The sequence below is a fragment of the Pseudomonas sp. Pseu.R1 genome (assembly GCF_045764065.1).
In the GTDB taxonomy this organism is placed as follows: domain Bacteria; phylum Pseudomonadota; class Gammaproteobacteria; order Pseudomonadales; family Pseudomonadaceae; genus Aquipseudomonas.
In genome coordinates, this window is the sequence record NZ_JBJGEE020000001.1 from 5,727,324 (window position 1) to 5,750,517 (window position 23,194).

20 protein-coding genes are annotated in these 23,194 nt (G+C 57.9%); 18 read left to right on the plus strand and 2 right to left on the minus strand.

The genetic code is table 11. The annotated features are described in order from the left end of the window. Positions 1–38 precede the first annotated feature (38 nt). The 7 genes from ACI5GA_RS26070 to ACI5GA_RS26100 all read left to right on the plus strand — a co-directional run bounded on the left by ACI5GA_RS26070 (position 39) and on the right by ACI5GA_RS26100 (position 5,562). Positions 39–866: a substrate-binding periplasmic protein gene (locus tag ACI5GA_RS26070; RefSeq protein ID WP_421424859.1), complete on the plus strand. Its 828-nt coding sequence runs from the start codon at positions 39–41 to the stop codon at positions 864–866. Between the two features lie 61 nt (positions 867–927). Further along, positions 928–1,254, plus strand: a complete 327-nt coding sequence (locus tag ACI5GA_RS26075; RefSeq protein WP_421425544.1) for a DUF4398 domain-containing protein — start codon at positions 928–930, stop codon at positions 1,252–1,254. Then, complete coding sequence (locus ACI5GA_RS26080) at positions 1,251–2,066, plus strand: OmpA family protein (RefSeq protein WP_421424861.1); 816 nt, start codon at positions 1,251–1,253, stop codon at positions 2,064–2,066. The genes ACI5GA_RS26075 and ACI5GA_RS26080 overlap by 4 nt, the downstream gene beginning before the upstream one ends. 231 nt (positions 2,067–2,297) lie before the next feature. Next, the gene (locus ACI5GA_RS26085; protein WP_404633518.1) at positions 2,298–3,737 is read left to right on the plus strand and encodes a PLP-dependent aminotransferase family protein; all 1,440 of its coding nucleotides are present in this window, start codon (positions 2,298–2,300) and stop codon (positions 3,735–3,737) included. A gap of 4 nt (positions 3,738–3,741) precedes the next feature. Beyond that, entirely contained in the window at positions 3,742–4,545 is an 804-nt protein-coding gene (locus ACI5GA_RS26090; protein ID WP_421424864.1) for a translation initiation factor 2, read from the plus strand. 96 nt (positions 4,546–4,641) lie between these two features. Beyond that, the gene (locus ACI5GA_RS26095; protein WP_421424865.1) at positions 4,642–4,899 is read left to right on the plus strand and encodes a YkgJ family cysteine cluster protein; all 258 of its coding nucleotides are present in this window, start codon (positions 4,642–4,644) and stop codon (positions 4,897–4,899) included. A gap of 54 nt (positions 4,900–4,953) precedes the next feature. Next, complete coding sequence (locus ACI5GA_RS26100; RefSeq protein ID WP_404633524.1) at positions 4,954–5,562, plus strand: START domain-containing protein; 609 nt, start codon at positions 4,954–4,956, stop codon at positions 5,560–5,562. Between the two features lie 67 nt (positions 5,563–5,629). Here the strand turns inward: ACI5GA_RS26100 and gltA are convergent, their stop codons facing one another. Beyond that, positions 5,630–6,919 (minus strand): citrate synthase, encoded by a 1,290-nt coding sequence (gltA, locus tag ACI5GA_RS26105; RefSeq protein WP_404633526.1) that lies wholly within the window; start codon positions 6,917–6,919, stop codon positions 5,630–5,632. Positions 6,920–7,282: 363 nt separating this feature from the next. On the opposite strand from gltA, the gene sdhC reads away from it, so the two are divergent. The 10 genes from sdhC (at position 7,283) to brnQ (ending at position 20,540) form a co-directional block, all read left to right on the plus strand. Beyond that, positions 7,283–7,657, plus strand: a complete 375-nt coding sequence (sdhC, locus tag ACI5GA_RS26110) for a succinate dehydrogenase, cytochrome b556 subunit (RefSeq protein ID WP_404633528.1) — start codon at positions 7,283–7,285, stop codon at positions 7,655–7,657. Continuing rightward, the gene (sdhD, locus tag ACI5GA_RS26115) at positions 7,651–8,019 is read left to right on the plus strand and encodes a succinate dehydrogenase, hydrophobic membrane anchor protein (RefSeq protein ID WP_404633530.1); all 369 of its coding nucleotides are present in this window, start codon (positions 7,651–7,653) and stop codon (positions 8,017–8,019) included. Before sdhC ends, sdhD begins: the two co-directional genes overlap by 7 nt. A gap of 3 nt (positions 8,020–8,022) precedes the next feature. Further along, on the plus strand, positions 8,023–9,795 hold the full coding sequence (sdhA, locus tag ACI5GA_RS26120) for a succinate dehydrogenase flavoprotein subunit (protein WP_404633532.1): 1,773 nt from the start codon (positions 8,023–8,025) through the stop codon (positions 9,793–9,795). Between the two features lie 11 nt (positions 9,796–9,806). Continuing rightward, a complete protein-coding gene (locus ACI5GA_RS26125) occupies positions 9,807–10,511 on the plus strand; it encodes a succinate dehydrogenase iron-sulfur subunit (RefSeq protein WP_108238738.1) in 705 nt (234 codons plus the stop codon). 324 nt (positions 10,512–10,835) lie between these two features. Next, the gene (locus tag ACI5GA_RS26130) at positions 10,836–13,667 is read left to right on the plus strand and encodes a 2-oxoglutarate dehydrogenase E1 component (protein WP_404633534.1); all 2,832 of its coding nucleotides are present in this window, start codon (positions 10,836–10,838) and stop codon (positions 13,665–13,667) included. Between the two features lie 41 nt (positions 13,668–13,708). Then, positions 13,709–14,947, plus strand: coding sequence for a 2-oxoglutarate dehydrogenase complex dihydrolipoyllysine-residue succinyltransferase (gene odhB / locus ACI5GA_RS26135; protein WP_404633536.1), 1,239 nt, complete (start codon positions 13,709–13,711; stop codon positions 14,945–14,947). Between the two features lie 169 nt (positions 14,948–15,116). Beyond that, positions 15,117–16,556, plus strand: a complete 1,440-nt coding sequence (lpdA, locus tag ACI5GA_RS26140) for a dihydrolipoyl dehydrogenase (protein WP_404633538.1) — start codon at positions 15,117–15,119, stop codon at positions 16,554–16,556. Positions 16,557–16,759: 203 nt separating this feature from the next. Then, positions 16,760–17,926 carry an ADP-forming succinate--CoA ligase subunit beta gene (gene sucC, locus ACI5GA_RS26145; protein ID WP_108238734.1) on the plus strand — a complete coding sequence of 389 codons (1,167 nt, stop codon included), beginning with the start codon at positions 16,760–16,762 and terminating at the stop codon, positions 17,924–17,926. Beyond that, positions 17,926–18,810 carry a succinate--CoA ligase subunit alpha gene (gene sucD, locus ACI5GA_RS26150; protein WP_421424867.1) on the plus strand — a complete coding sequence of 295 codons (885 nt, stop codon included), beginning with the start codon at positions 17,926–17,928 and terminating at the stop codon, positions 18,808–18,810. The genes sucC and sucD overlap by 1 nt, the downstream gene beginning before the upstream one ends. A gap of 416 nt (positions 18,811–19,226) precedes the next feature. Next, the gene (gene brnQ, locus ACI5GA_RS26155) at positions 19,227–20,540 is read left to right on the plus strand and encodes a branched-chain amino acid transport system II carrier protein (RefSeq protein ID WP_421424870.1); all 1,314 of its coding nucleotides are present in this window, start codon (positions 19,227–19,229) and stop codon (positions 20,538–20,540) included. 96 nt (positions 20,541–20,636) lie between these two features. On the opposite strand, the gene ACI5GA_RS26160 is transcribed toward brnQ, so the two are convergent. Next, positions 20,637–20,891 (minus strand): hypothetical protein, encoded by a 255-nt coding sequence (locus ACI5GA_RS26160; RefSeq protein ID WP_404640371.1) that lies wholly within the window; start codon positions 20,889–20,891, stop codon positions 20,637–20,639. Positions 20,892–21,224: 333 nt separating this feature from the next. Between ACI5GA_RS26160 and htpG the strand changes: the two genes are divergently transcribed. Next, positions 21,225–23,129, plus strand: coding sequence for a molecular chaperone HtpG (gene htpG, locus ACI5GA_RS26165; protein ID WP_421424871.1), 1,905 nt, complete (start codon positions 21,225–21,227; stop codon positions 23,127–23,129). The last annotated feature ends 65 nt before the right edge of the window (positions 23,130–23,194 follow it).

Here is a 23,194-nt window from a genome sequence, read left to right on the forward strand (position 1 = left end):
TGAGCGGGTTTTTTATTGGATTGAGAAAGGATGTTGCCATGCCGTCGCCAAGGCAGACGCTGATCACGCTGTTTGCAGGTTTGCTGCTGTTGCCCTCGATGGAGGCTAGTGCGGCAGGCAAATGTGATCGGCTGGTCGTGACCGGCAGCCCCGACGCGCCGCCGTATCTGTGGCGAGACCCGCAGGACCCCGCGCACTTGATGGGGGCCAACGCCGACCTGCTCAAGGAGGCTGCGGCGCAAATGGGCGTCAAAGTTGAATTGCTCTATGGCGGTAAGCGCAGCCAGGCACTGGAAGAAGTGCGCACTGGCCGAATGGACCTGCTGGCCGACACGCCGCTGAATAATAACGAACTGGAATCGCTGGATTTCATTCACCCGCCGATTGCCCAGAACGAAATCATGGTCTGGACCCGCGTCGGGCATGCGCAGCCATTTAACTCACTCGCTGACTTGCATGGGCATCCCGGTGCGATCTCGGAAAAAACCCGCATCACTCCCGGATTCGATAACGCCATCAAGGAGCATCTGACCCTTGAGAAACAGCCCAATCTGACGCAAGCGTTCCAGAAATTGATGCTGGGCCAGGTCGAGTTTGTGCTTGCCGGGCGCTACGCCGGAATGGCGTTGGTGCAGACGCTGGCGATGGCCAAGGACCTTCAGTCGCAGCCGTTGCCGCTTGATCGACCGGGTTTGTATTTGGCGCTGTCGTTCAATTCGGCCTGTAACGACCCTTGGCTGCGCGGACAGTTGGCGAAAAAAATGACAGAATTGGCGGCTTCGGGTCGTTCCAGTGAAGCTATCGCGCACAACCTGGAATTGTGGAAAGCTCAACTTCAGCAGCCGACCAGCGCCCTCAAACAGTAAGCATGTTCAACAGGAATTCGTTTTGAGCGTTTTTTCGAGAATACGACCTTTATTCGCCGTCATGGCCATTGTCTCGCTATTCGGCTGCGCCAATGACCCCGCGCCCAACGAGCAACTCAAACTCACCGAACAGGCTGTTGCTCAGGCGACGGCTGTCGGCGCCACCGACGAAGAGCCTGATATGGCCAGTGCTCAGGCAAAGCTCGCCCAAGCCCGGGCCGACATGACGAACGAGTCCTATAAGGATGCACGCATGCAGGCGGAGCAGTCGGAGCTGGATGCGCGGCTGGCGGAAGCACGCGTACTGACTCAAAAGAGCGACGAGCAACTAACCCAGGTGAACACTCGTCTGGAGCGGTTGCGCAAACAGTTGGGGGCTGCTCAATGAACTGCATCCCTCGCATCTTGAGCGTATGTCTGCTCCTGGGCAGTGCGGGTCTGTATGGCTGCGCCGGGCACCAGAACAGTGAAAAAGCACTGCAAAGCGCCAGCGCCGATTTCCAGAAAGTGAAGGGTGATACCAACGTATTGCGCAGCGCGCCCAAGGATGTGATCCGTGCCGGTGAATTGCTGGCGCGAGCTGAGCGCTTGTCCAGTTATGTTGGCAGTTCGGACGACGTCAGCCACTACGCGTACCTGAGTAGCCGATACAGTGCCATTGCTGCGGAACACAGCCAGTTGCTGCTCAATCAGGAAAAACTGGCGCGGCTTGAGCTCGAACGCCAGCGCCTGCAACTGGCACTGCGCGAAGCCAAGCTCGCCGGGGCGCAGCAGCAGGGCAAGTGGGCAGAGGATCAGGTCATCAGCCTGTCGACTCAACAAAATGAGCGCGGTCTGGTGATGACCCTTGGCGACATGTTGTTCGACACGGGGCGCGCGGAGTTGAAAAGCTCTGCCAATCGCACCGTGCTGAAGGTCGTACAGTTCCTGCAATTCAACCCAAAGCGGGTGGTACGGATCGAGGGCTACACCGACAGCACGGGTGACAGCCAGGAGAACCTGCAACTGTCTCGCGACCGCGCGCAGGCCGTGGCGGATGTATTGTCGGACCTTGGCATTGAAGACGAGCGCATCCAGGTTGAGGGTTACGGTGATCAATTTCCGGTGGATGTGAACAGTTCGGAACGCGGTCGGGCGCAAAATCGTCGGGTTGAAATCGTGTTTTCTGACGAAAAAGGCAAGCTCAGCGCTGCCCGCTGAAAAATATTTTTCAATCAGCCCGGTTTTTTTCAGAAAAACCGGGCTTTTTTGTGCATAAAAGCCGGTCATTTGGCAGATATGCTGCAGTTTATTTTTTTGCAAACCGAAGTATGACTAGCCGCGAAGTGAACTGTCCCCGTACACTTCCCAACTGTTACGGTAAGTGGCTTGCGCTGATCGCTGTTTCGCACTCGGCCATAGCAGTGAAAGCGCGCAATCGAGGGACACGAAATGACCAATCTTCTGCTGTATCAACGCATCGCTCAGCAGTTGGCTGAAGACATTCGCCGTGGCGTTTATCAGCCCGGTGAGCGTGTGCCTTCGGTGCGCAAGATGAGTTCTCAGCTCAATGTGAGCCATGCGACGGTATTGCAGGCCTACGCCAATCTTGAGGATCAGGGGCTGATCCGCGCACGTCCGCAGTCCGGTTACTACGTGCATCAGACCCCCGCGCTGACGGCGCCGACCCCTGATATTGCGCGGGTTGAGCGGCCTGGCCTGGTCACGCGAGCAAGTATCATTCAGCAAGTGTTGGTCGAGGCGCGTCGTGAGGGCGTCTTTGCCTTTGGCGCCGCTGTGCCCCATATCGACTACCTGCCGCTGCGCGCCTTGCATCAGCAACTGGCCAAGGTCACGCGTTTTCAGAGCCCCCGTGCCTTCAACTACATGTTCAGTCCCGGATTTGAGCCGCTGCGTCGGCAGGTGGCGATCCGCATGCGCGATGCAGGTGTGGTGGTCGACCCTTCTGATGTCGTGATCACCCATGGCTGTGTCGATGCACTGCAAATGTCGCTGCGGGTGCTGACCAGCCCGGGGGACCTGATTGCGGCGGAGTCCCCTACCTATTACGGGCTGCTGCAACTGGCTGATCTGCTGGGCCTGAAAGTGATCGAGATTCCCAGCGACCCGAACACGGGTATCAGTCTGGAAGCCTTGCAACTGGCGGCCAATCAATGGTCGATCAAGGCGCTGGTGATGACCTCGCGCCTGAGTAACCCCTTGGGCAGCACCATGCCTGAAGAGCGGCAGAAGCACCTGCTGCGACTGGCCTCCGACTTCGATATTCAGGTCATCGAAGACGATATCTACGGCGAGCTGATGTACGAGCAGAACAAGACCAAGGCGCTCAAGGCCTTTGATCGTCTGGGGCGCGTGATCTATTGCTCAAGTTTCTCGAAAACCCTGTCGCCGGGCGTGCGGATCGGCTGGATGATCGCCGGTAAATACCAAGCGGAAATCCAGCGTTTGCAGACGTTCAGTACCCATTCTGCGTGCAGTGTGACGCAGATGGCGGTGGCGTCTTATCTGGAAAACGGCGGTTACGATCGCCACTTGCGCTACATCCGACAGGAGCATCGGAAGAATCTGAGTGCATTCCAGCTGGCAGTCCAACAGATGTTTCCGGAAGGCACACAGATCAGTCGCCCCGCTGGCGGGTTCATCTTGTGGATCAGCTTGCCGGGAAGGGTCAATACGCAGGAACTGCATGTCCGGGCGTTGGAGCAGGGCATCAGCATTGCGCCGGGCCTGATTTTCAGCAATACAGAACAATTCAATCACTGTATTCGCCTGAACTGTGGTTTGCCTTGGAATCGGGAGGCCGAGCGAGCGTTGATGACGCTGGGCATGTTGGCCAAACAGCTGTGTCAGGACGCCGGTCAATCCTGGTGAACTCGTGCCGCCGGGCGTTTTCCACTTTATAACGAGGTCGCTGACAAGGCCTTCACTTGTCAGCGATCCTGCAAAGAGCCAGCATATTGGCTTCCGCCTATTTTTCTGCCGTTCAATTATGAATTCACTGCGATATGTCGGTCTTTTGATGTGGGTGTTGCTCAGTGGATGTGACGCTGACAAGTCGCCTGCGCCGCCCCCAAAGGTGGCTGCGCAAGCACCTGCGGTGGTGCCTGCTGACAAGGCTTCTGAAGCCGCTGTGCCGGTTCAAAAGGCGCCGGACCCGGCGCCAGTCGTGCATGAGCTCAAGCCCAACGTGAATGTCGTGCCTGTCATTGCAAACACTCGCCCCGATCCCGCGAAGGCCGATGTGGCAAAGAAGGCCACGACGCCCGCCAAGGCGGCTGCGATCGAACAGAAGACGCCCAGCGTGAACGCCAAATCCGCCAAGGTTAAAGCGGATAACGCCGAAGTGGCGAACCGCGCACCGGTGGCCAGCAAGAGCAAAACGCCCGCTCAAGTGGTAAAGGACACTCGATTGCCAAAGGCGTCTCTGGACTTGAGTTTGCCGCCCGACATGGTCAAGCAGCTCAACCCTCCCGCCAACGTCATCACAGCCAACGGCAAGGCAAAAGCCCAGCCTGTGGGCGGTAAACCGCTGCTACCCAAAATGTTCCCTGACAGCGAAGCCCCTTCGGATTTCCAGCTACAGGGGCGCTTGTTGAGCAATGAAATGGAGCTGCAGCTGCGTAACGAGGCACGCAAGGAAGTTGACGGCGCCGCGCTGGATTTCAAATTCAAACAGTAAATCTGCTGGTGATTGCCGAAAACGCTGCGTTTTCAAACGTGCGTTTCAGCGGTTAAGATCCAGCGGTCTCTCATCGATCTTCAAGAGAATACCTTCATGGAATGCCGTCCGGGCTGTGGCGCTTGCTGCATCGCGCCCTCCATCTCGTCGCCCATCCCTGGCATGCCTGGGGGCAAGCCGGCAGGAGAACGTTGTGTGCAGTTGTCGGTCGACATGCTGTGCATGATCTTCGGTCAGCCTGATCGGCCTTTGGTGTGCGGCGGGTTTGGGGCGGATCCCGAAGTGTGTGGCGACAGCTCCGAGGAGGCTATTCGCTTAATCGGTTGGTGGGAGCAGGCCACATCGGTCGCTTGACGCACATGTGTGCGCAATTGACGCATCGGAACTACCAACAATAAGGAATAAGATATGGGTTCTCTGTACCGGATTGCATTAGGTCTTGGCATGACTGTACTGGTGATGAGTGCTGCTCAGGCTGATGACTGGAAGGTCGCCAAGAATGAGGATGGCATCAAGGTATCGTTGAGTGATGTTGCGGGCTCGCAATACAAGGCGTACCAGGGTGTTACCACAATCGGGGCCAGTGTCGCCAAGTTGCGCGCTCTGCAAGAGGATGTGGCTGGGGCTTGTTCGTGGGTGCACGAGTGCAAGCTGCAAAAAGTGCTCAAGCACGATGGTGACAAGACGTGGACATACACCCAGTTCAACACGCCATGGCCTGTCACGCCTCGTGATTCTGTTCTGCAAATCACCACGGTTGAGGGTGCAGATGGGAGTGTGACGCGGAACCTGTTGGGGCAGCCTGCGTACATTCCGGAAGAAAAAGGCTTTGTCCGCGTAGCTCAGGTCGAGGGCTTCTGGAAGTTGGTGCCAAAGGGTCCGAACGAAACGGAAGTGACGTATCAGGTGCACACCGAGCCGGGTGGCAGTGTTCCGTCGTGGTTGGCGAACAAATTTGTAGTCGATGCGCCTTTCAATACGTTGAAAGCATTGCGCGAGCGTGCGGCTGCCAAGTAGCTGTTACAGCTTCTGCGCAAACAAAAAAAAGGCTGCCAGTGGCAGCCTTTTTCGTTGGTCGTATCGCTTACTTGCGCTCAGCCAAGGGCTTGATGTCGCGTGGCGTTTCGCCTGTGTACAGTTGGCGCGGACGGCCAATCTTGTACGGGCTGGAGAGCATTTCTTTCCAGTGCGAGATCCAGCCAACGGTGCGTGCCAGGGCGAAGATCACGGTGAACATGCTGGTTGGAATGCCGATCGCCTTCAGGATGATGCCCGAGTAGAAGTCGACGTTCGGGTACAGCGAGCGCTCGATGAAATACGGATCGGTCAGAGCGATCTCTTCGAGGCGCATGGCCAGTTCCAGTTGCGGATCGTTGGTGATGCCCAGCTCGCGCAGTACTTCGTCGCAGGTCTGCTTCATCACGGTGGCGCGTGGGTCGCGGTTCTTGTAAACGCGGTGACCGAAGCCCATGAGCTTGAACGGGTCGTTCTTGTCCTTGGCCTTGGCAATGAATTTGTCGATGTTGGACACATCGCCGATTTCATCGAGCATGGTCAGTACGGCTTCGTTGGCGCCGCCGTGAGCAGGTCCCCACAGTGCAGCGATACCGGCGGCGATACAGGCGAACGGGTTGGCGCCCGAAGAGCCGGCCATGCGCACGGTCGAGGTCGATGCGTTTTGTTCGTGGTCGGCGTGGAGGATGAAGATCCGGTCCATGGCCTTGGCCAGCGTCGGGCTGATCGGTTTGATCTCGCACGGCGTGTTGAACATCATGTGCAGGAAGTTTTCCGCGTAGCTCAGGTCATTGCGCGGGTACATCATGGGTTGGCCCATGGAGTACTTGTAGACCATGGCGGCCAGGGTCGGCATCTTGGCGACCAGGCGAATCGCCGAGATTTCGCGGTGTTGCGGATTATTGATGTCCAGTGAGTCGTGGTAGAACGCGGACAGGGCGCCGACAACGCCGCACATGACGGCCATCGGGTGGGCGTCGCGGCGGAAGCCGTTGAAGAAGGTCTTCAGTTGCTCGTGAACCATCGTGTGGTTTTTCACGTTGCCGACGAACTGGGCTTTCTGTTCGGCAGTTGGCAGTTCGCCATTGAGCAGCAGGTAGCAGGTTTCGAGGTAGTCGGACTGCTCGGCCAGTTGCTCGATCGGGTAGCCACGGTGCAGCAGAATGCCGTTGTCACCGTCGATGTAGGTGATCTTGGATTCGCATGAGGCGGTCGACATGAAGCCTGGGTCGAATGTGAAGCGTCCGGTGGCGGTCAGGCCGCGTACGTCGATTACATCGGGACCAACGGTGCCGGTCAGAATGGGCAGCTCGACGGGGGCAGCGCCCTCGATGATCAACTGCGCTTTTTTGTCAGCCATGTGGCCTCCTATTTATGCTTCAAATCATCAGACAGGCCCCCCACGCAGGGCCCGCATCACTATAGTGAGATAAATTCTAAAGTCAATTTGCCAAAAGTCTTGTAGCAGAAGGCTTTAACCCACGGTTTTCCGCGAAATTCCCTGCCATTTACGCCTTTTATTCCGCTAATGCAATCCGCCATTAGGGGAGGGCGTGTGCGTTGTCATTAGTTGGCTAACTGTCTATACTCGGCACCCGACCGCCAGGGGCTTGCAAGCCTGTTTTTCTGGGGGTCGTCACTTCCTGGGTAGTGGGTACCTGACCAGTGCACTTCCCAACAACTTGCCCTGATTCCTAGGGGCTCTTCAGTGTGAAAAAAAGCCGTGAATAGCCAACGACCTGTAAACCTAGACCTAAGGACCATCAAACTCCCCATCACCGCGATCACGTCGATCCTTCACCGCATCTCCGGCATCATTCTGTTCGTCGGCATCGCCTTCATGCTCTACGCATTGGGCAAATCGCTGGGTTCCGAAGAAGGCTTTGCCGATGTGAAGGCGACCTTGACCAGTCCTCTGGCCAAGTTCATCGCATGGGGGCTGCTGTCTGCCCTGTTGTATCACCTGGTGGCGGGCGTTCGTCACCTGATCATGGATTCGGGTGTCGGTGAGACGCTGGAAGGCGGAAAGCTGGGCTCGAAAATCGTCATCGCCGTTTCCGTGGTGTTGATCGTTCTGGCGGGAGTTTGGATATGGTAACCAGCGTTACGAACCTGTCTCGTTCGGGCCTCTATGACTGGATGGCGCAACGCGTCTCCGCCGTAGTGCTCGCGGCTTATTTCATTTTCCTGATCGGATACATCGTTGTGCACCCGGGCCTCGATTACGCCCAGTGGCATGGCCTGTTCTCCCATAACGGAATGCGCATCTTCAGTCTGCTGGCCCTCGTTGCTCTGGGCGCTCACGCCTGGGTCGGCATGTGGACCATTGCGACCGACTACCTGACGCCAATGAGCTTCGGCAAGTCGGCGCTGGCTGTGCGTTTCCTGTTCCAGGCGTTCTGCGGCATCGTGATGTTCGCGTACTTCGTCTGGGGTGTGCAGATTCTTTGGGGTATCTGATTCATGGCTAACATCAAGACTCTTTCCTTCGACGCCATCATCATTGGTGGTGGCGGCGCGGGCATGCGCGCTGCCTTGCAGCTGGCTCAGGGCGGCCATAAGACCGCCGTAGTCACCAAGGTCTTCCCGACCCGCTCCCACACTGTGTCCGCCCAGGGTGGTATTACCTGTGCCATCGCTTCGGCCGACCCGAACGATGACTGGCGCTGGCACATGTACGATACCGTCAAGGGTTCCGACTACATCGGTGACCAGGACGCTATCGAATACATGTGTCAGGAAGGCCCGGCCGCGGTTTTCGAGCTGGACCATATGGGCCTGCCGTTCTCCCGTACCGAAACCGGTCGTATCTACCAGCGTCCGTTCGGTGGTCAGTCCAAGGACTTCGGTAAGGGCGGTCAGGCTGCCCGTACTTGCGCGGCGTCCGACCGTACCGGTCACGCGCTGCTGCACACCCTGTATCAAGGTAACCTGAAAGCGGGCACCACCTTTCTGAACGAGTACTACGCCGTCGATTTGGTGAAGAACTCCGAAGGCGCCTTCGTCGGCGTGATCGCGATCTGCATCGAAACCGGCGAAACCATGTACATCAAGTCCAAGGCTACCGTTCTGGCCACCGGCGGTGCAGGCCGTATCTACGCCTCCACCACCAACGCCCTGATCAACACCGGTGACGGTATCGGCATGGCGTTGCGTGCGGGTGTTCCGGTTCAGGACATTGAAATGTGGCAGTTCCACCCAACCGGCATTGCTGGCGCAGGTGTACTGGTCACTGAAGGCTGCCGCGGTGAGGGTGGCTACCTGATCAACGCTCACGGCGAGCGCTTCATGGAGCGTTACGCGCCGAACGCGAAAGACCTGGCAGGTCGCGACGTGGTTGCGCGTTCCATGGTTAAAGAAATCATCGCCGGTAACGGTGTTGGTCCGAACAAGGATCACGTGCTGCTGAAACTGGATCACCTGGGTGAGGAAGTGCTGCACAGCCGCCTGCCAGGTATCTGCGAACTGTCCAAGACCTTCGCCCACGTCGACCCTGTCGTCGCTCCGGTTCCTGTCGTTCCAACCTGCCACTACATGATGGGCGGCGTTGCCACCAACATCCACGGTCAGGCGATCACCATGGACGCCGAAGGCAACGACCAGATCATTCCAGGTCTGTTCGCCGTAGGTGAAGTGGCGTGCGTATCGGTCCACGGTGCCAACCGTCTGGGCGGCAACTCGCTGCTCGACCTGGTCGTATTCGGCCGCGCCGCCGGTCTGCACCTGGAAAAAGCGCTGAGCGACGGCATCGAATACGCCGACGCCAGCGATACCGACATCGATGTCGCGCTGAACCGTCTGAACGCGCTGAACAGCCGCACCGAAGGTGAAGATGTTGCCAGCCTGAAACGCGAGCTGCAGAGCTGCATGCAGAACTACTTCGGTGTATTCCGTACCGGTGAATACATGGAGAAGGGCATCGAGCAACTGGCGGGCCTGCGCGAGCGTATCGCCAACGTGAAAATCAACGACAAGTCCCAGGGTTTCAACACCGCGCGTATCGAAGCGCTGGAGCTGCAAAACCTGCTGGAAGTCGCTGAAGCCACCGCGATCGCTGCCAACACCCGTACCGAGTCCCGCGGCGCTCACGCCCGTGAAGACTTCGAAGACCGTGATGACGTCAACTGGCTGTGCCACACCCTGTACTACCCGGGTGACAAGCGCGTTGCCAAACGTGCCGTCAACTTCGCGCCGAAGACCGTTCCGGCGTTCGAACCAAAAGTCCGGACTTACTAAGGGTGGCTGCTATGTTGAAAGTCGAAGTTTATCGTTACAACCCCGACACCGACTCGGCACCTAAAACTCAGGTGTTCGACGTCGATACCGGTGGCAAGGACCTGATGGTTCTGGACGTGCTGGCGCTGATCAAAGAGCAGGACGAAGGTTTCTCTTACCGTCGTTCGTGCCGTGAAGGCGTTTGCGGTTCTGACGGCATGAACATCAACGGCAAAAACGGCCTGGCGTGCATCACGCCGCTGTCTGCCGTGGTGAAGAACAACAAGCTGGTGGTGCGTCCGCTCCCTGGTTTGCCGGTCATTCGTGACCTGGTCGTCGATATGAGCATCTTCTACAAGCAATACGAGAAGGTGAAGCCATTCTTGCAGAACGATACGCCGGCTCCGGCCATCGAGCGTCTGCAATCGCCTGAAGAACGTGAGAAGCTGGACGGTCTGTACGAGTGCATCCTGTGCGCTTGCTGCTCGACTTCCTGCCCTTCGTTCTGGTGGAACCCGGACAAGTTCCTCGGTCCAGCTGCCCTGCTGCAAGCCTATCGTTTCCTGGCTGACAGCCGTGACACCAAGACCCAGGAGCGTCTGGCATCGCTGGACGACCCGTTCAGTGTGTTCCGTTGCCGCGGGATCATGAACTGCGTGAACGTTTGCCCGAAAGGCCTGAACCCAACCAAGGCTATCGGTCACGTTCGCAGCATGCTTCTGACCAGCGGTATCTAATGTTCTGGCCCGTGCATGTCACGGGCCGGTTCGTTGCACCTTGTGGCATCGATGCACTGCAGTATTTGAAAATGTTGTACCCGTAAACGCTGCGGCACAGGCAACAGCCCATGTCGTGGTTTAAACCTGAGCAACGGCCATCAGGCTGCGGCTCTTATTTTGAAGAAATGAGACCAGCAGGGGCATCCGGGCTGGTACCCGGGCTATCTGCGCGATCCTTGGCGACTTGGTGCACTCGACGACCTGAAGCGGTCGTTGTATGGACTTTCGAGTTTGCCCGGGCCATCGACGCTGATGGTGTCCCCTAACCGAGGGTGACCAAGCATGCAAGAAAGCGTGATGCAGCGCATGTGGAACAGCGCCCACCTTTCAGGTGGTAACGCTGCCTATGTGGAAGAGCTTTATGAGCTCTACCTGCACGACCCTAACGCTGTGCCAGAAGAATGGCGCACCTACTTCCAGACGCTGCCGGCAGATGGCAGCACTGTCACCGATGTATCGCACTCTACGGTTCGCGATCATTTCGTGTTGCTGGGCAAGAACCAGCGTCGCGCACAGCCGGTCTCTGCCGGTAGCGTGAGCAGTGAACACGAGAAGAAGCAAGTCGAAGTGCTGCGACTGATCCAGGCATACCGTATGCGCGGCCATCAGGGTGCGCAGCTCGATCCGCTGGGTTTGTGGAAGCGTACTGCGCCAGCTGACCTGTCGATCGACCACTACGGTCTGACCAACGCTGACCTCGATACCACCTTCCGTGCCGGAGACCTGTTCATCGGCAAGGAGGAAGCGAGCCTACGCGAAATCGTCGACGCTTTGCAGAAGACATATTGCCGCACCATCGGCGCCGAGTTCACGCACATCGTCGATTCCAACCAGCGCAACTGGTTCATGCAGCGCCTCGAAAGCGTGCGTGGCCGTCCAGCTTACTCCGCCGACATTCAGAGCCATCTGCTCGAGCGCGTCACCGCGGCTGAGGGCCTGGAAAAGTACTTGGGCACCAAATACCCGGGCACCAAGCGTTTCGGTCTGGAAGGTGGCGAAAGCCTGATCCCGATGCTGGACGAGTTGATCCAGCGTTCCGGTTCCTACGGCACCAAGGAAATCGTCATCGGCATGGCCCACCGTGGTCGTCTGAACGTGCTGGTCAACACCTTTGGCAAGAACCCGCGCGAGTTGTTCGACGAGTTCGAAGGCAAGAAGAAGGTCGAGCTGGGCTCCGGTGACGTGAAATACCACCAGGGTTTCTCGTCCAACGTCATGACCACCGGTGGCGAAGTTCACTTGGCGATGGCATTCAACCCGTCCCATTTGGAGATCGTTTCTCCTGTGGTCGAGGGGTCGGTGCGCGCTCGTCAGGACCGTCGTAACGACACCACTGGCGAGAAAGTGCTGCCGATTTCCATCCACGGTGACGCTGCGTTCGCAGGTCAGGGCGTGGTTCTGGAAACCTTCCAGATGTCGCAGACCCGCGGTTTCAAGACCGGCGGTACCATCCACATCGTGGTGAACAATCAGGTCGGCTTTACTATCAGCAATCCTCTGGACTCGCGCTCCACCGAGTACGCGACCGACGTTGCCAAGATGATTCAGGCCCCGATCCTGCACGTGAACGGCGATGACCCGGAAGCGGTGCTGTTCGTCAGCCAACTGGCGATTGACTACCGCATGCAGTTCAAGCGTGACGTGGTCATCGACCTGGTCTGCTACCGTCGTCGCGGCCACAACGAGGCCGACGAACCAAGCGGTACTCAGCCTCTGATGTATCAGCAGATCGCCAAGCAGCGCACCACCCGTGAGCTGTACGCCGATGCACTGGCCACCGCCGGTGTGCTGAACGCTGAAGGCGCTCAGGCCAAGGTCGATGAGTACCGCAGTGCACTGGACAACGGCATGCACGTGGTCAAGAGCCTGGTCAAAGAGCCTAACAAGGAACTGTTCGTCGATTGGCGTCCGTACCTGGGCCACGCCTGGACCGCGCGTCACGACACCCGTTTCGACCTCAAGACCCTGCAAGAGCTGTCTGCCAAGCAGATGGAGCTGCCGGAAGGCTTCGTGGTTCAGCGTCAGGTTCAGAAGATCTACGAAGACCGCCAGAAGATGCAGGCCGGTGGCTTGCCGATCAACTGGGGCTACGCAGAAACGATGGCCTACGCCACGTTGCTGTTCGAAGGCCATCCTGTGCGCATCACCGGCCAGGACGTAGGTCGTGGCACCTTCTCGCACCGTCATGCTGCGCTGCACAATCAGAAGGACGCCAGCGTCTACCTGCCGCTGCAGAACCTGTTCGCCGGTCAGCCCAAATTCGAACTGTACGACTCCTTCCTGTCGGAAGAGGCCGTGCTGGCATTCGAATACGGCTACTCGACCACCACGCCAAACGCGCTGGTGATCTGGGAAGCTCAATTCGGTGACTTCGCCAACGGTGCACAGGTCGTGATCGACCAGTTCATCACCAGCGGCGAGCACAAGTGGGGCCGTCTGTGCGGTCTGACCATGCTGTTGCCTCATGGCTACGAAGGTCAGGGTCCGGAGCACTCATCGGCACGTCTGGAGCGCTACCTGCAACTGTGCGCCGAGCACAACATTCAGGTGTGCATGCCGACTACCCCGGCTCAGATCTACCACCTGCTGCGTCGTCAGGTGATTCGTCCGCTGCGCAAACCGCTGGTTGTGCTGTCGCCCAAATCCCTGCTGCGTCACAAACTGGCGATCTCGACCCTGGAAGATCTGGCCGAAGGCTCGTTCCAGACGGTCATTCCGGAAATCGATACCCTCGATCCGGCAAAAGTGACCCGCCTGGTCCTGTGCAGTGGCAAGGTCTACTACGACCTGCTGGAAAAACGCCGTGCCGAAGGCCGCGAAGATATCGCCATCGTGCGTATCGAGCAGCTCTATCCGTTCCCGGAAGACGACCTGATGGAGGCCATCGCGCCTTACACCAACCTGACCAATGTGGTCTGGTGTCAGGAAGAGCCGATGAACCAGGGCGCCTGGTACAGCAGCCAGCATCACTTGCGCCGTAGCATCGGCAATCACAACCGCAATCTGGTGCTTGAGTATGCCGGTCGTGATGCTTCCGCTGCGCCTGCTTGTGGCTACGCTTCGATGCACGCCGAACAGCAGGAAAAACTGCTGCAAGACGCGTTCACTGTTTAACGCCTTCGCGCACTAGAAACCGAATTAAGGAATTACAGACAATGGCTATTGAGATCAAAGCCCCCTCTTTCCCGGAATCCGTTGCCGACGGCACCATTTCCAAATGGCACAAACAGCCGGGTGAAGCGGTTAAGCGTGACGAACTGCTGGTCGACATCGAAACCGACAAAGTCGTGCTCGAAGTGCTGGCCGAAGCAGACGGCGTGCTGGCTTCCATCGTCAAGGGCGAGGGCGACACTGTCCTGTCCAACGAACTGATCGCAACCCTGGACGCAGGCGCCACTGCATCGGCTGCTCCGGCTGCCGCTGCTGCTCCGGCCGCTGCTCCTGCTGCCGCGCCAGCCGCTACTGCTGCCGCTGCTGACGAAGACGCCATCGGCGCCCCGGCTGCCCGCAAGCTGGCTGAAGAAAACGGCATCGCGCTGTCCAGCATCAAAGGCACCGGCAAAGACGGTCGTGTCACCAAAGAAGACGTGGTGGCTGCCATCGAAGCGAAGAAATCCGCTCCGGCCGCCGCACCTGCTGCCAAGCCTGCCGCAGCTCCAGCTGCTGCTGCGCCTGTTTTCGCCGCTGGCGACCGCACCGAGAAGCGCGTGCCGATGACCCGTCTGCGTGCCAAGGTTGCCGAGCGTCTGGTTGAAGCTCAATCGACCATGGCCATGCTGACCACTTTCAACGAAGTCGACATGACCGAAGTCATGGCTCTGCGTTCGAAGTACAAGGACCTGTTCGAGAAGAGCCACAACGGTGTGCGTCTGGGCTTCATGTCGTTCTTCGTCAAGGCGGCTACCGAAGCGCTGAAGCGCTTCCCGGCAGTCAACGCGTCGATCGACGGTTCCGACATCGTTTACCACGGCTACGCAGACGTCGGCGTTGCCGTCTCCAGCGACCGCGGTCTGGTGGTTCCGGTTCTGCGTAACGCCGAGCAGATGAGCCTGGCTGAAATCGAAGGCGGCATCGCCACTTTCGGCAAGAAAGCCCGTGACGGCAAACTGTCCATCGACGAGATGACTGGCGGTACCTTCACCATCACCAACGGTGGTACTTTCGGTTCGATGATGTCGACCCCGATCGTGAACCCGCCACAAGCGGCCATTCTGGGCATGCACAACATCGTTCAACGCCCGATGGCGATCAACGGTCAGGTTGTGATCCGTCCGATGATGTACCTGGCTCTGTCCTACGATCACCGCTTGATCGACGGTAAAGAAGCTGTGACCTTCCTGGTGACCATCAAGAACCTGCTGGAAGATCCGGCTCGTCTGTTGCTGGACATCTAAGAGGCATCTCCATGCTGCAGGCTGAAAACTTCCTTTGGAAGCAGACCAGCGTGCAGTTTGAGGTGTACAGTTTCGCCCCTATGAACAAGTGGCAAGCCGGTGCTGCAAATCAGCGCAGTCCGGCTTGTGGCTTGCAGCTTCAAGCTCGCAGCTAACAAGGAACTTTGTTATGTCCCAGAAATTCGACGTGGTAGTGATTGGCGCAGGCCCTGGCGGTTATGTTGCCGCCATCAAGGCTGCGCAACTTGGTCTCAAGACTGCCTGCATCGAGAAGTATCAGGATAAAGAGGGCAAGCTGGCCCTCGGCGGTACCTGCCTGAACGTAGGTTGTATTCCGTCCAAGGCGCTGCTGGACAGCTCCTGGAAGTTCTATGAAGCGAAAAACCAGTTCAACGTTCACGGCATCTCGATCTCGGGCGACGTGAAGATGGACGTACCGGCCATGGTCGGTCGCAAGTCGCAGATCGTCAAAGGCCTGACCGGCGGCGTTGCCAGCCTGTTCAAGGCCAACGGCGTCACTTCTCTGCAAGGTCACGGCAAACTGCTGGCCGGCAAGAAAGTCGAGCTGACCAAGCCTGACGGCACCACTGAAGTGATCGAAGCCGACAACATCATCCTGGCGTCCGGTTCCCGTCCGATCGACATTCCACCGGCTCCGGTCGACCAGAACGTCATCGTCGACTCCACTGGCGCCCTGGAATTCCAGGCAGTACCAGAGCGTCTGGGCGTGATCGGTGCTGGCGTGATCGGTCTGGAGCTGGGTTCGGTATGGTCCCGTCTGGGCTCCAAGGTCACCGTTCTGGAAGCACTGGAGAAGTTTCTGCCAGCCGCTGACGAAGCCGTGTCCAAAGAAGCACAGAAGACCTTCACCAAGCAGGGTCTGGACATCAAACTGGGCGCTCGCGTCACCGGTTCGAAAGTCAACGGCAACGAAGTGGTCGTCAACTACACCGACAAAGACGGTGAGCAGAACATCACGTTCGACCGCCTGATCGTTGCGGTAGGCCGTCGTCCGGTTACCACCGATCTGCTGGCAGCCGACAGCGGCGTCGACATCGACGAGCGCGGCTTCATCTTCGTCAACGATCAGTGCGAAACCAGCGTGCCTGGCGTTTATGCGATCGGTGACGTGGTTCGTGGTCTGATGCTGGCGCATAAAGCGTCGGAAGAGGGCATCATGGTGGTTGAGCGCATCAAGGGTCACAAGACCCAGATGAACTACGACCTGATCCCTTCGGTTATCTATACCCACCCGGAAATCGCGTGGGTCGGTAAAACCGAGCAGACCCTGAAAGCCGAAGGCGTTGAAGTCAACGTCGGTCAGTTCCCGTTCGCGGCCAGCGGCCGTGCAATGGCGGCCAACGACACTGGCGGTTTCGTCAAGGTCATCGCGGACGCCAAGACCGACCGCGTATTGGGTGTACACGTGATTGGCCCAGGCGCTGCTGAACTGGTCCAGCAGGGCGCTATCGGTATGGAATTCGGCACCAGCGCTGAAGACATCGGCATGATGGTCTTCTCGCACCCGACCCTGTCCGAAGCTCTGCACGAAGCAGCGCTGGCTGTGAATGGCCACGCCATCCACATTCAGAACAAGAAGAAACGCTAAGAAAAAACCACGGCGGACCGCCCGTCGCAGGCCTTGCTCGCAAGGCGTGCCGCGGAAGGTCCGTTGGACTCGAACTCCTGACAAGGGTCAGGTCATGACTTCGGTGATGGCCGGATAATCGTCAGGAGAAGCGGTCACAGGTGGTGCGGCACGCCTGGACGAGCAGCACCGAAGCGCAGTACCTAACGAAGACGGTAAAAAGCATGAATCTTCACGAGTATCAGGGTAAGCAGCTGTTTGCTGAATACGGCCTGCCAGTATCCAAAGGCTTCGCAGTAGACACCCCGGAAGCAGCAGCAGAAGCGTGCGACAAGATCGGCGGAACCGAGTGGGTCGTCAAAGCTCAGGTTCACGCAGGTGGTCGCGGTAAGGCTGGCGGCGTCAAGCTGGTCAAGAGCAAAGAAGACGCAGCTGCGTTCGCTGCCCAGTGGCTGGGCAAGCGTCTGGTCACTTACCAGACTGATGCCAACGGTCAGCCGGTCACCAAGATCCTGGTTGAATCCTGCACTGACATCGCCAAAGAGCTGTACCTGGGCGCTGTAGTCGATCGTTCGAGCCGTCGTATCGTGTTCATGGCTTCCACCGAAGGTGGCGTGGACATCGAGAAAATCGCTCACGACACGCCTGAGAAGATTCTCAAAGCCACCATCGACCCACTGGTTGGCGCTCAGCCATTCCAGGGTCGCGATCTGGCATTCCAGCTGGGTCTGGAAGGCAAGCAAGTCGCTCAGTTCGCCAAGATCTTCACCGGTCTGGCCAAGCTGTTCCAGGACCACGACCTGGCCCTGCTTGAAGTGAACCCGCTGGTGATCAAGGCTGACGGCGATCTGCACTGCCTGGACGCCAAGATCAACATCGACGCCAACGCCATGTACCGTCAGCCCAAGCTGAAGGCTTTCCACGACCCATCGCAAGATGACCCACGTGAAGCCCACGCTGCCAAGTTCGAACTGAACTACGTGGCACTGGAAGGTAACATTGGCTGCATGGTCAACGGTGCTGGCCTGGCCATGGGTACCATGGACATCGTCAACCTGCACGGCGGCAAGCCAGCCAACTTCCTGGACGTTGGCGGCGGCGCGACCAAAGAGCGCGTGACCGAAGCGTTCAAGATCATTCTGTCCGACAGCAATGTCGCTGCAGTACTGGTCAACATCTTCGGCGGCATCGTTCGTTGCGACATGATTGCCGAAGGCATCATCGGCGCCGTGAAAGAAGTCGGCGTGAAAATCCCGGTTGTTGTTCGCCTTGAAGGCAACAACGCTGAGCTGGGCGCAAAAGTACTGGCAGAAAGCGGTTTGAACATCATCGCAGCTACCAGCCTGACCGACGCTGCTCAACAAGTCGTCAAAGCTGCGGAGGGCAAATAATGAGCGTCCTGATCAATAAAGACACCAAAGTTATCTGCCAGGGCTTCACCGGCTCGCAAGGTACTTTCCACTCCGAACAAGCCATTGCCTACGGCACCAAAATGGTTGGCGGCGTGACTCCAGGCAAAGGCGGCACCACTCACCTGGGCCTGCCGGTGTTCAACACCGTTGCCGAAGCTGTCAAAGCCACCGGCGCTGACGCATCGGTCATCTACGTTCCAGCTCCTTTCTGCAAAGACTCGATCCTGGAAGCTGCATTCGCCGGCATCAAGCTGATCGTCTGCATCACTGAAGGCATTCCTACCCTGGACATGCTGGATGCCAAGGTCAAGTGCGACGAGCTGGGTGTTACCCTGATCGGCCCTAACTGCCCAGGTGTCATCACTCCGGGCGAGTGCAAGATCGGCATCATGCCAGGTCACATCCACTTGCCAGGTAAAGTCGGTATCGTGTCGCGTTCCGGCACCCTGACTTACGAAGCTGTGAAGCAGACCACTGACGCCGGTTTCGGTCAGTCGACCTGTGTTGGTATCGGTGGTGACCCGATTCCGGGTTCGAACTTCATCGACATCCTGAAGCTGTTCCAGAACGACCCACAGACCGAAGCGATCGTCATGATCGGTGAGATCGGGGGTTCGGCTGAAGAAGAAGCGGCTGCCTACATCAAGGCAAACGTGACCAAGCCGGTTGTTTCCTACATCGCTGGTGTGACTGCTCCTCCGGGCAAGCGCATGGGCCACGCAGGTGCAATCATCTCCGGCGGCAAAGGCACTGCAGACGAGAAATTCGCTGCGCTGCAAGACGCTGGCGTGAAAACTGTCCGTTCGCTTGCAGACATCGGCAAAGCCTTGGCTGAGCTGACCGGTTGGGAAATGAAGAAGTAAGCATCGCTTGCTGATCATTGTCTGATCGACAAAGGCCACCTTCGGGTGGCCTTTGTGTTTTCCGGAGATTTTTTATGTTTACCCAAACCCTGTAGGAGTGAGCTTGCTCGCGATGGCTGTGTGTCTGATTCATTTTCATGACTGGCACGCAGCTATCGCGAGCAAGCTCTCTCCTACAGTCCGGATATCAATCAATATGTAGGATATTTCCGAAATGCGACACGGATGTGCATGCATCGGTCGGTCTGCCCTGTAATGGCGCGTGAAATAGGGTAGGCTACCCGCCATTTTGCTCGGTCAGCCCCCAAAAGGCGCTGCTGTGCCCAACGGGCCTGTCCTAAAAGGATGGGCAGCATTTCCCTTCACCCATTGGGAAATCCTCTTCTTAATTCCGATTCTGCAGTGTGGTTTCTTTAATGAAAGTGTTGAAAGGCCAGGACATCCTGGCACTTGGCTTCATGACGTTCGCGTTGTTCGTGGGTGCTGGCAATATCATCTTCCCCCCTATCGTGGGTCTTCAGGCGGGTCCTCATGTGTGGATGGCGGCGCTGGGCTTTCTTGTCACAGCGGTAGGTCTGCCCGTGGTGACCGTCGTGGCGCTGGCCAAGGTCGGCGGTGCCATGGACGCCCTGAGCAGTCCGATCGGTAAAGTGGCAGGCACTGTGCTCGCTGCCGTTTGTTATCTCTCCGTAGGGCCGCTGTTCGCAACGCCGCGCACGGCCACCGTTTCCTTTGAAGTGGGTCTGGCGCCTCTGACTGGCGAAAGCCCGCTGGCGCTGTTTCTCTACAGTCTTGTCTATTTCCTGCTGGTGTTCTGGATTTCGCTGTATCCAGGACGCTTGCTGGACACCGTCGGACGCTTCCTGGCGCCGCTCAAGATCATCGCTCTGGCGGTGCTCGGTATCGCCGCCTTCGCGCTGCCTGTCGGTGACGTGGGTACGGCACAGCCGGCGTATGTCGCTGCACCGTTCTCTCAGGGCTTCATCAATGGCTATCTGACCATGGATACCCTGGGCGCGCTGGTGTTTGGCATCGTCATCGTCAACGCCATTCGTTCCCGTGGCGTCGAGTCGCCACGCTTGATCACTCGTTACGCCATCATCGCAGGCCTGATTGCGGGTCTGGGGCTGGCGCTGGTGTACATCAGCCTGTTCCGTCTGGGTTCGGGCAGCCATGCGGTGGCGGCTGAAGCCACCAACGGCGCAGCAGTGCTGCATGCCTATGTGCAAAATACCTTCGGTTCGCTGGGCAGCGGTTTCCTGGCCGTGTTGATTTCTCTGGCCTGTCTGGTCACGGCAGTGGGTCTGACCTGCGCCTGCGCCGAATATTTCAGCCGCTTGCTGCCGCTGTTCTACAAGACGCTGGTCATTCTGCTGGCGGCGTTCTCGCTGCTGGTGTCCAACCTCGGCCTGACCAAACTGATCCAGTTCTCGATCCCGGTGCTGACGGCGATTTACCCGCCGTGCATTGCGCTGGTCGCGCTGAGCTTCTGCAAGGAGTTCTGGCGTTCCCAAGGGCGTGTGGTGGCTCCGGTGATGCTGGTGTCATTGCTGTTCGGTACGGTCGATGCGATCAAGGGGGCCGGTTTCGGCGATTATTTGCCTTCTGCCGCTGCACACCTGCCACTCAGTGAGCAGGGCCTCGCCTGGTTGATCCCGTCGCTGATCACCCTGTTCGGGGCCTTTGTGGTCGATCGCGTGATGGGCAAGCGCAGTGAAGCGCTCGCGTAGAGGGCGCGCATGGGGTTGACCCGATTGCTGTTCAATGACGCTGCATAAAAATAAAGCCCGCTAAATGCGGGCTTTATTTTTTTGAATCTTTGGAACTTACGGCTTAGTTGTCGCGGGTGCCTGCTCGTTCGCCTCTTTCGCGCGCTCTTGAGCCGCTTCGGCATTCTTTTGTGCAGCTTCCTGGCTTTCTTTGGCCGCTTCGTTCACTTTGTCTTGAGCCTGTTGCATCGACTCTTGAGACTGTTGGGCAGCCTTGTTGGCATCCTGTTGTTTATCCTCGGATTTTTTATCGCAGGCAGCGAGGCCCAGGGTGGCAGAGAGCATGAGGGCAATGGCTAAAGTCTTACGCATGGGGTGTTTCTCCTTATTGAACATCGACGTGCCTTCGAACACGTGCTAATTAATTTGGTTCCCTCTTTTGTGGGAATAAATAGTGCGCTGTTTCAGACGTGTTACGCCGGAGTGTGCGAATGTTCTGATTAATCGTTTTTGCCCTTGGCTCAGCGGACGCTACCTCCGTTAGACAGGCGTTAGTTGTTCATGAAGATTGTGCGAATTGAAAATCCGCACCCTTGAAATCCCCACGCCCGTCCCCACTTTGATGACAACCCGCCGTCCAGCCTTGTGCTGTCGGGCCTTTGGGCGGCAACCCTATTCGTGTGGACTGATTGGAGTTTGATGACCATGAGTGTGGAAACTCAAAAGGAAACCCTGGGCTTCCAGACCGAGGTGAAGCAACTGCTGCACCTCATGATCCATTCGCTGTATTCGAACAAGGAAATCTTCCTGCGTGAGCTGATTTCCAACGCGTCCGACGCGGTGGACAAGCTGCGCTTCGAGGCGCTGTCCAAGCCTGAACTGCTGGAAGGCGGTGCCGAGCTGAAAATCCGTGTGAGCTTCGACAAGGCCGCGAAAACCGTGACCCTGGAAGACAACGGCATCGGCATGAACCGCGACGATGTGATCACCCATCTGGGTACCATCGCCAAATCCGGCACCGCTGATTTCATGAAAAACCTGACTGGCGATCAAAAGAAAGATTCGCACCTGATCGGTCAGTTCGGGGTGGGTTTCTACTCGGCGTTCATCGTGGCGGACAAGGTTGATGTCTACAGCCGCCGTGCCGGTGCTCCCGCCAGCGAAGGCGTGCACTGGTCGTCGAAAGGCGAGGGCGACTTCGAGGTCGCGACCGTCGAGAAAGCCGAACGCGGCACCCGTATCGTGTTGCACCTGAAAAACGGTGAAGACGAATTCGCTGATGGCTACCGTCTGCGTAACATCATCAAGAAATACTCCGATCACATCGCCTTGCCGATCGAACTGCCAAAAGAGCAGATCGCCGTGGAAGGTGAGCCTGCGCCAGCGGAGGAGTGGGAAACCGTCAACCGCGCCAGCGCGCTGTGGACCCGTTCTCGTACCGATGTGAAGGACGAGGAATATCAGGAGTTCTACAAGCACATCGCCCATGATTTCGAGAACCCGCTGAGCTGGAGCCACAACAAGGTCGAAGGCAAGCTGGAGTACAACTCGCTGCTGTACGTCCCGGCCCGTGCGCCGTTCGACCTGTACCAGCGCGAAGCGCCACGCGGCTTGAAGCTGTACGTGCAGCGCGTGTTCGTCATGGATCAGGCCGAGTCGTTCCTGCCGCTGTACCTGCGTTTCATCAAGGGTGTGGTGGACTCCAACGACCTGTCGCTGAACGTCTCTCGTGAAATTCTGCAGAAAGACCCGATCATCGACTCGATGAAGTCGGCGCTGACCAAGCGCGTGCTGGACATGCTGGAGAAGCTGGCGAAGAACCAGCCGGAAGAATACAAAGGCTTCTGGAAAAACTTCGGCCAGGTGATGAAAGAGGGCCCGGCTGAAGACTTCGCCAACAAGGAAAAAATCGCCAGCCTGCTGCGTTTTGCGTCCACTTCTGACGAGAGCGGCGAGCAAAGCGTGGCATTGGCCGATTACCTGGGCCGCGCCAAGGAAGGTCAGGACAAGATCTACTACCTGACCGGCGAAAGCTACGCACAGGTCAAGAACAGCCCGCATCTGGAGGTCTTCCGCAAGAAAGGCATCGAAGTGCTGCTGCTGACCGATCGCATCGACGAGTGGCTGATGAGCTACTTGAGCGACTTCGACGGCAAGGGTTTCGTCGACGTGGCTCGTGGCGATCTGGATTTGGGCAAGCTGGACTCGGAAGAGGACAAGAAGGCCCAGGAAGAAATCGCCAAGGACAAGGAAGGGTTGATCGAGCGTCTGAAAGCCGCACTGGGCGATGCAGTCAGTGAAGTGCGTGTCTCCCATCGCCTGACCGACTCGCCTGCGATTCTGGCCATCGGTGAGCAGGATCTGGGTCTGCAAATGCGTCAGATTCTGGAAGCCAGCGGGCAGAAGGTTCCGGATTCCAAGCCAATCTTCGAATTCAACCCCACTCACCCGCTGATCGGCAAACTGGACAACGAGCAGAGTGAAGACCGCTTCGGCGAGTTGTCGCACATTTTGTTCGACCAAGCAGCGCTGGCTGCGGGCGACAGCTTGAAGGATCCGGCCGCTTATGTGCGCCGTTTGAACAAGTTACTGGTCGAACTCTCGGTTTAACATCGCAACACGTCAAAACCCGCTTCGGCGGGTTTTGTCATTTGAACTTCCTCATATTTTCAATC

What these genes read in the sequence shown, in the direction of transcription:
- ACI5GA_RS26160 (WP_404640371.1), bottom strand. Translation starts at nt 20,891, where the DNA reads ATGCGTAAGACTTTAGCCATTGCCCTCATGCTCTCTGCCACCCTGGGC.
- odhB (WP_404633536.1), top strand. Translation starts at nt 13,709, where the DNA reads ATGGCTATTGAGATCAAAGCCCCCTCTTTCCCGGAATCCGTTGCCGAC.
- ACI5GA_RS26130 (WP_404633534.1), top strand. Translation starts at nt 10,836, where the DNA reads ATGCAAGAAAGCGTGATGCAGCGCATGTGGAACAGCGCCCACCTTTCA.
- brnQ (WP_421424870.1), top strand. Translation starts at nt 19,227, where the DNA reads ATGAAAGTGTTGAAAGGCCAGGACATCCTGGCACTTGGCTTCATGACG.
- ACI5GA_RS26095 (WP_421424865.1), top strand. Translation starts at nt 4,642, where the DNA reads ATGGAATGCCGTCCGGGCTGTGGCGCTTGCTGCATCGCGCCCTCCATC.
- ACI5GA_RS26125 (WP_108238738.1), top strand. Translation starts at nt 9,807, where the DNA reads ATGTTGAAAGTCGAAGTTTATCGTTACAACCCCGACACCGACTCGGCA.
- sucC (WP_108238734.1), top strand. Translation starts at nt 16,760, where the DNA reads ATGAATCTTCACGAGTATCAGGGTAAGCAGCTGTTTGCTGAATACGGC.
- ACI5GA_RS26070 (WP_421424859.1), top strand. Translation starts at nt 39, where the DNA reads ATGCCGTCGCCAAGGCAGACGCTGATCACGCTGTTTGCAGGTTTGCTG.
- lpdA (WP_404633538.1), top strand. Translation starts at nt 15,117, where the DNA reads ATGTCCCAGAAATTCGACGTGGTAGTGATTGGCGCAGGCCCTGGCGGT.
- ACI5GA_RS26075 (WP_421425544.1), top strand. Translation starts at nt 928, where the DNA reads ATGGCCATTGTCTCGCTATTCGGCTGCGCCAATGACCCCGCGCCCAAC.
- sdhA (WP_404633532.1), top strand. Translation starts at nt 8,023, where the DNA reads ATGGCTAACATCAAGACTCTTTCCTTCGACGCCATCATCATTGGTGGT.
- ACI5GA_RS26080 (WP_421424861.1), top strand. Translation starts at nt 1,251, where the DNA reads ATGAACTGCATCCCTCGCATCTTGAGCGTATGTCTGCTCCTGGGCAGT.
- sdhD (WP_404633530.1), top strand. Translation starts at nt 7,651, where the DNA reads ATGGTAACCAGCGTTACGAACCTGTCTCGTTCGGGCCTCTATGACTGG.
- sucD (WP_421424867.1), top strand. Translation starts at nt 17,926, where the DNA reads ATGAGCGTCCTGATCAATAAAGACACCAAAGTTATCTGCCAGGGCTTC.
- ACI5GA_RS26085 (WP_404633518.1), top strand. Translation starts at nt 2,298, where the DNA reads ATGACCAATCTTCTGCTGTATCAACGCATCGCTCAGCAGTTGGCTGAA.
- htpG (WP_421424871.1), top strand. Translation starts at nt 21,225, where the DNA reads ATGAGTGTGGAAACTCAAAAGGAAACCCTGGGCTTCCAGACCGAGGTG.
- gltA (WP_404633526.1), bottom strand. Translation starts at nt 6,919, where the DNA reads ATGGCTGACAAAAAAGCGCAGTTGATCATCGAGGGCGCTGCCCCCGTC.
- ACI5GA_RS26100 (WP_404633524.1), top strand. Translation starts at nt 4,954, where the DNA reads ATGGGTTCTCTGTACCGGATTGCATTAGGTCTTGGCATGACTGTACTG.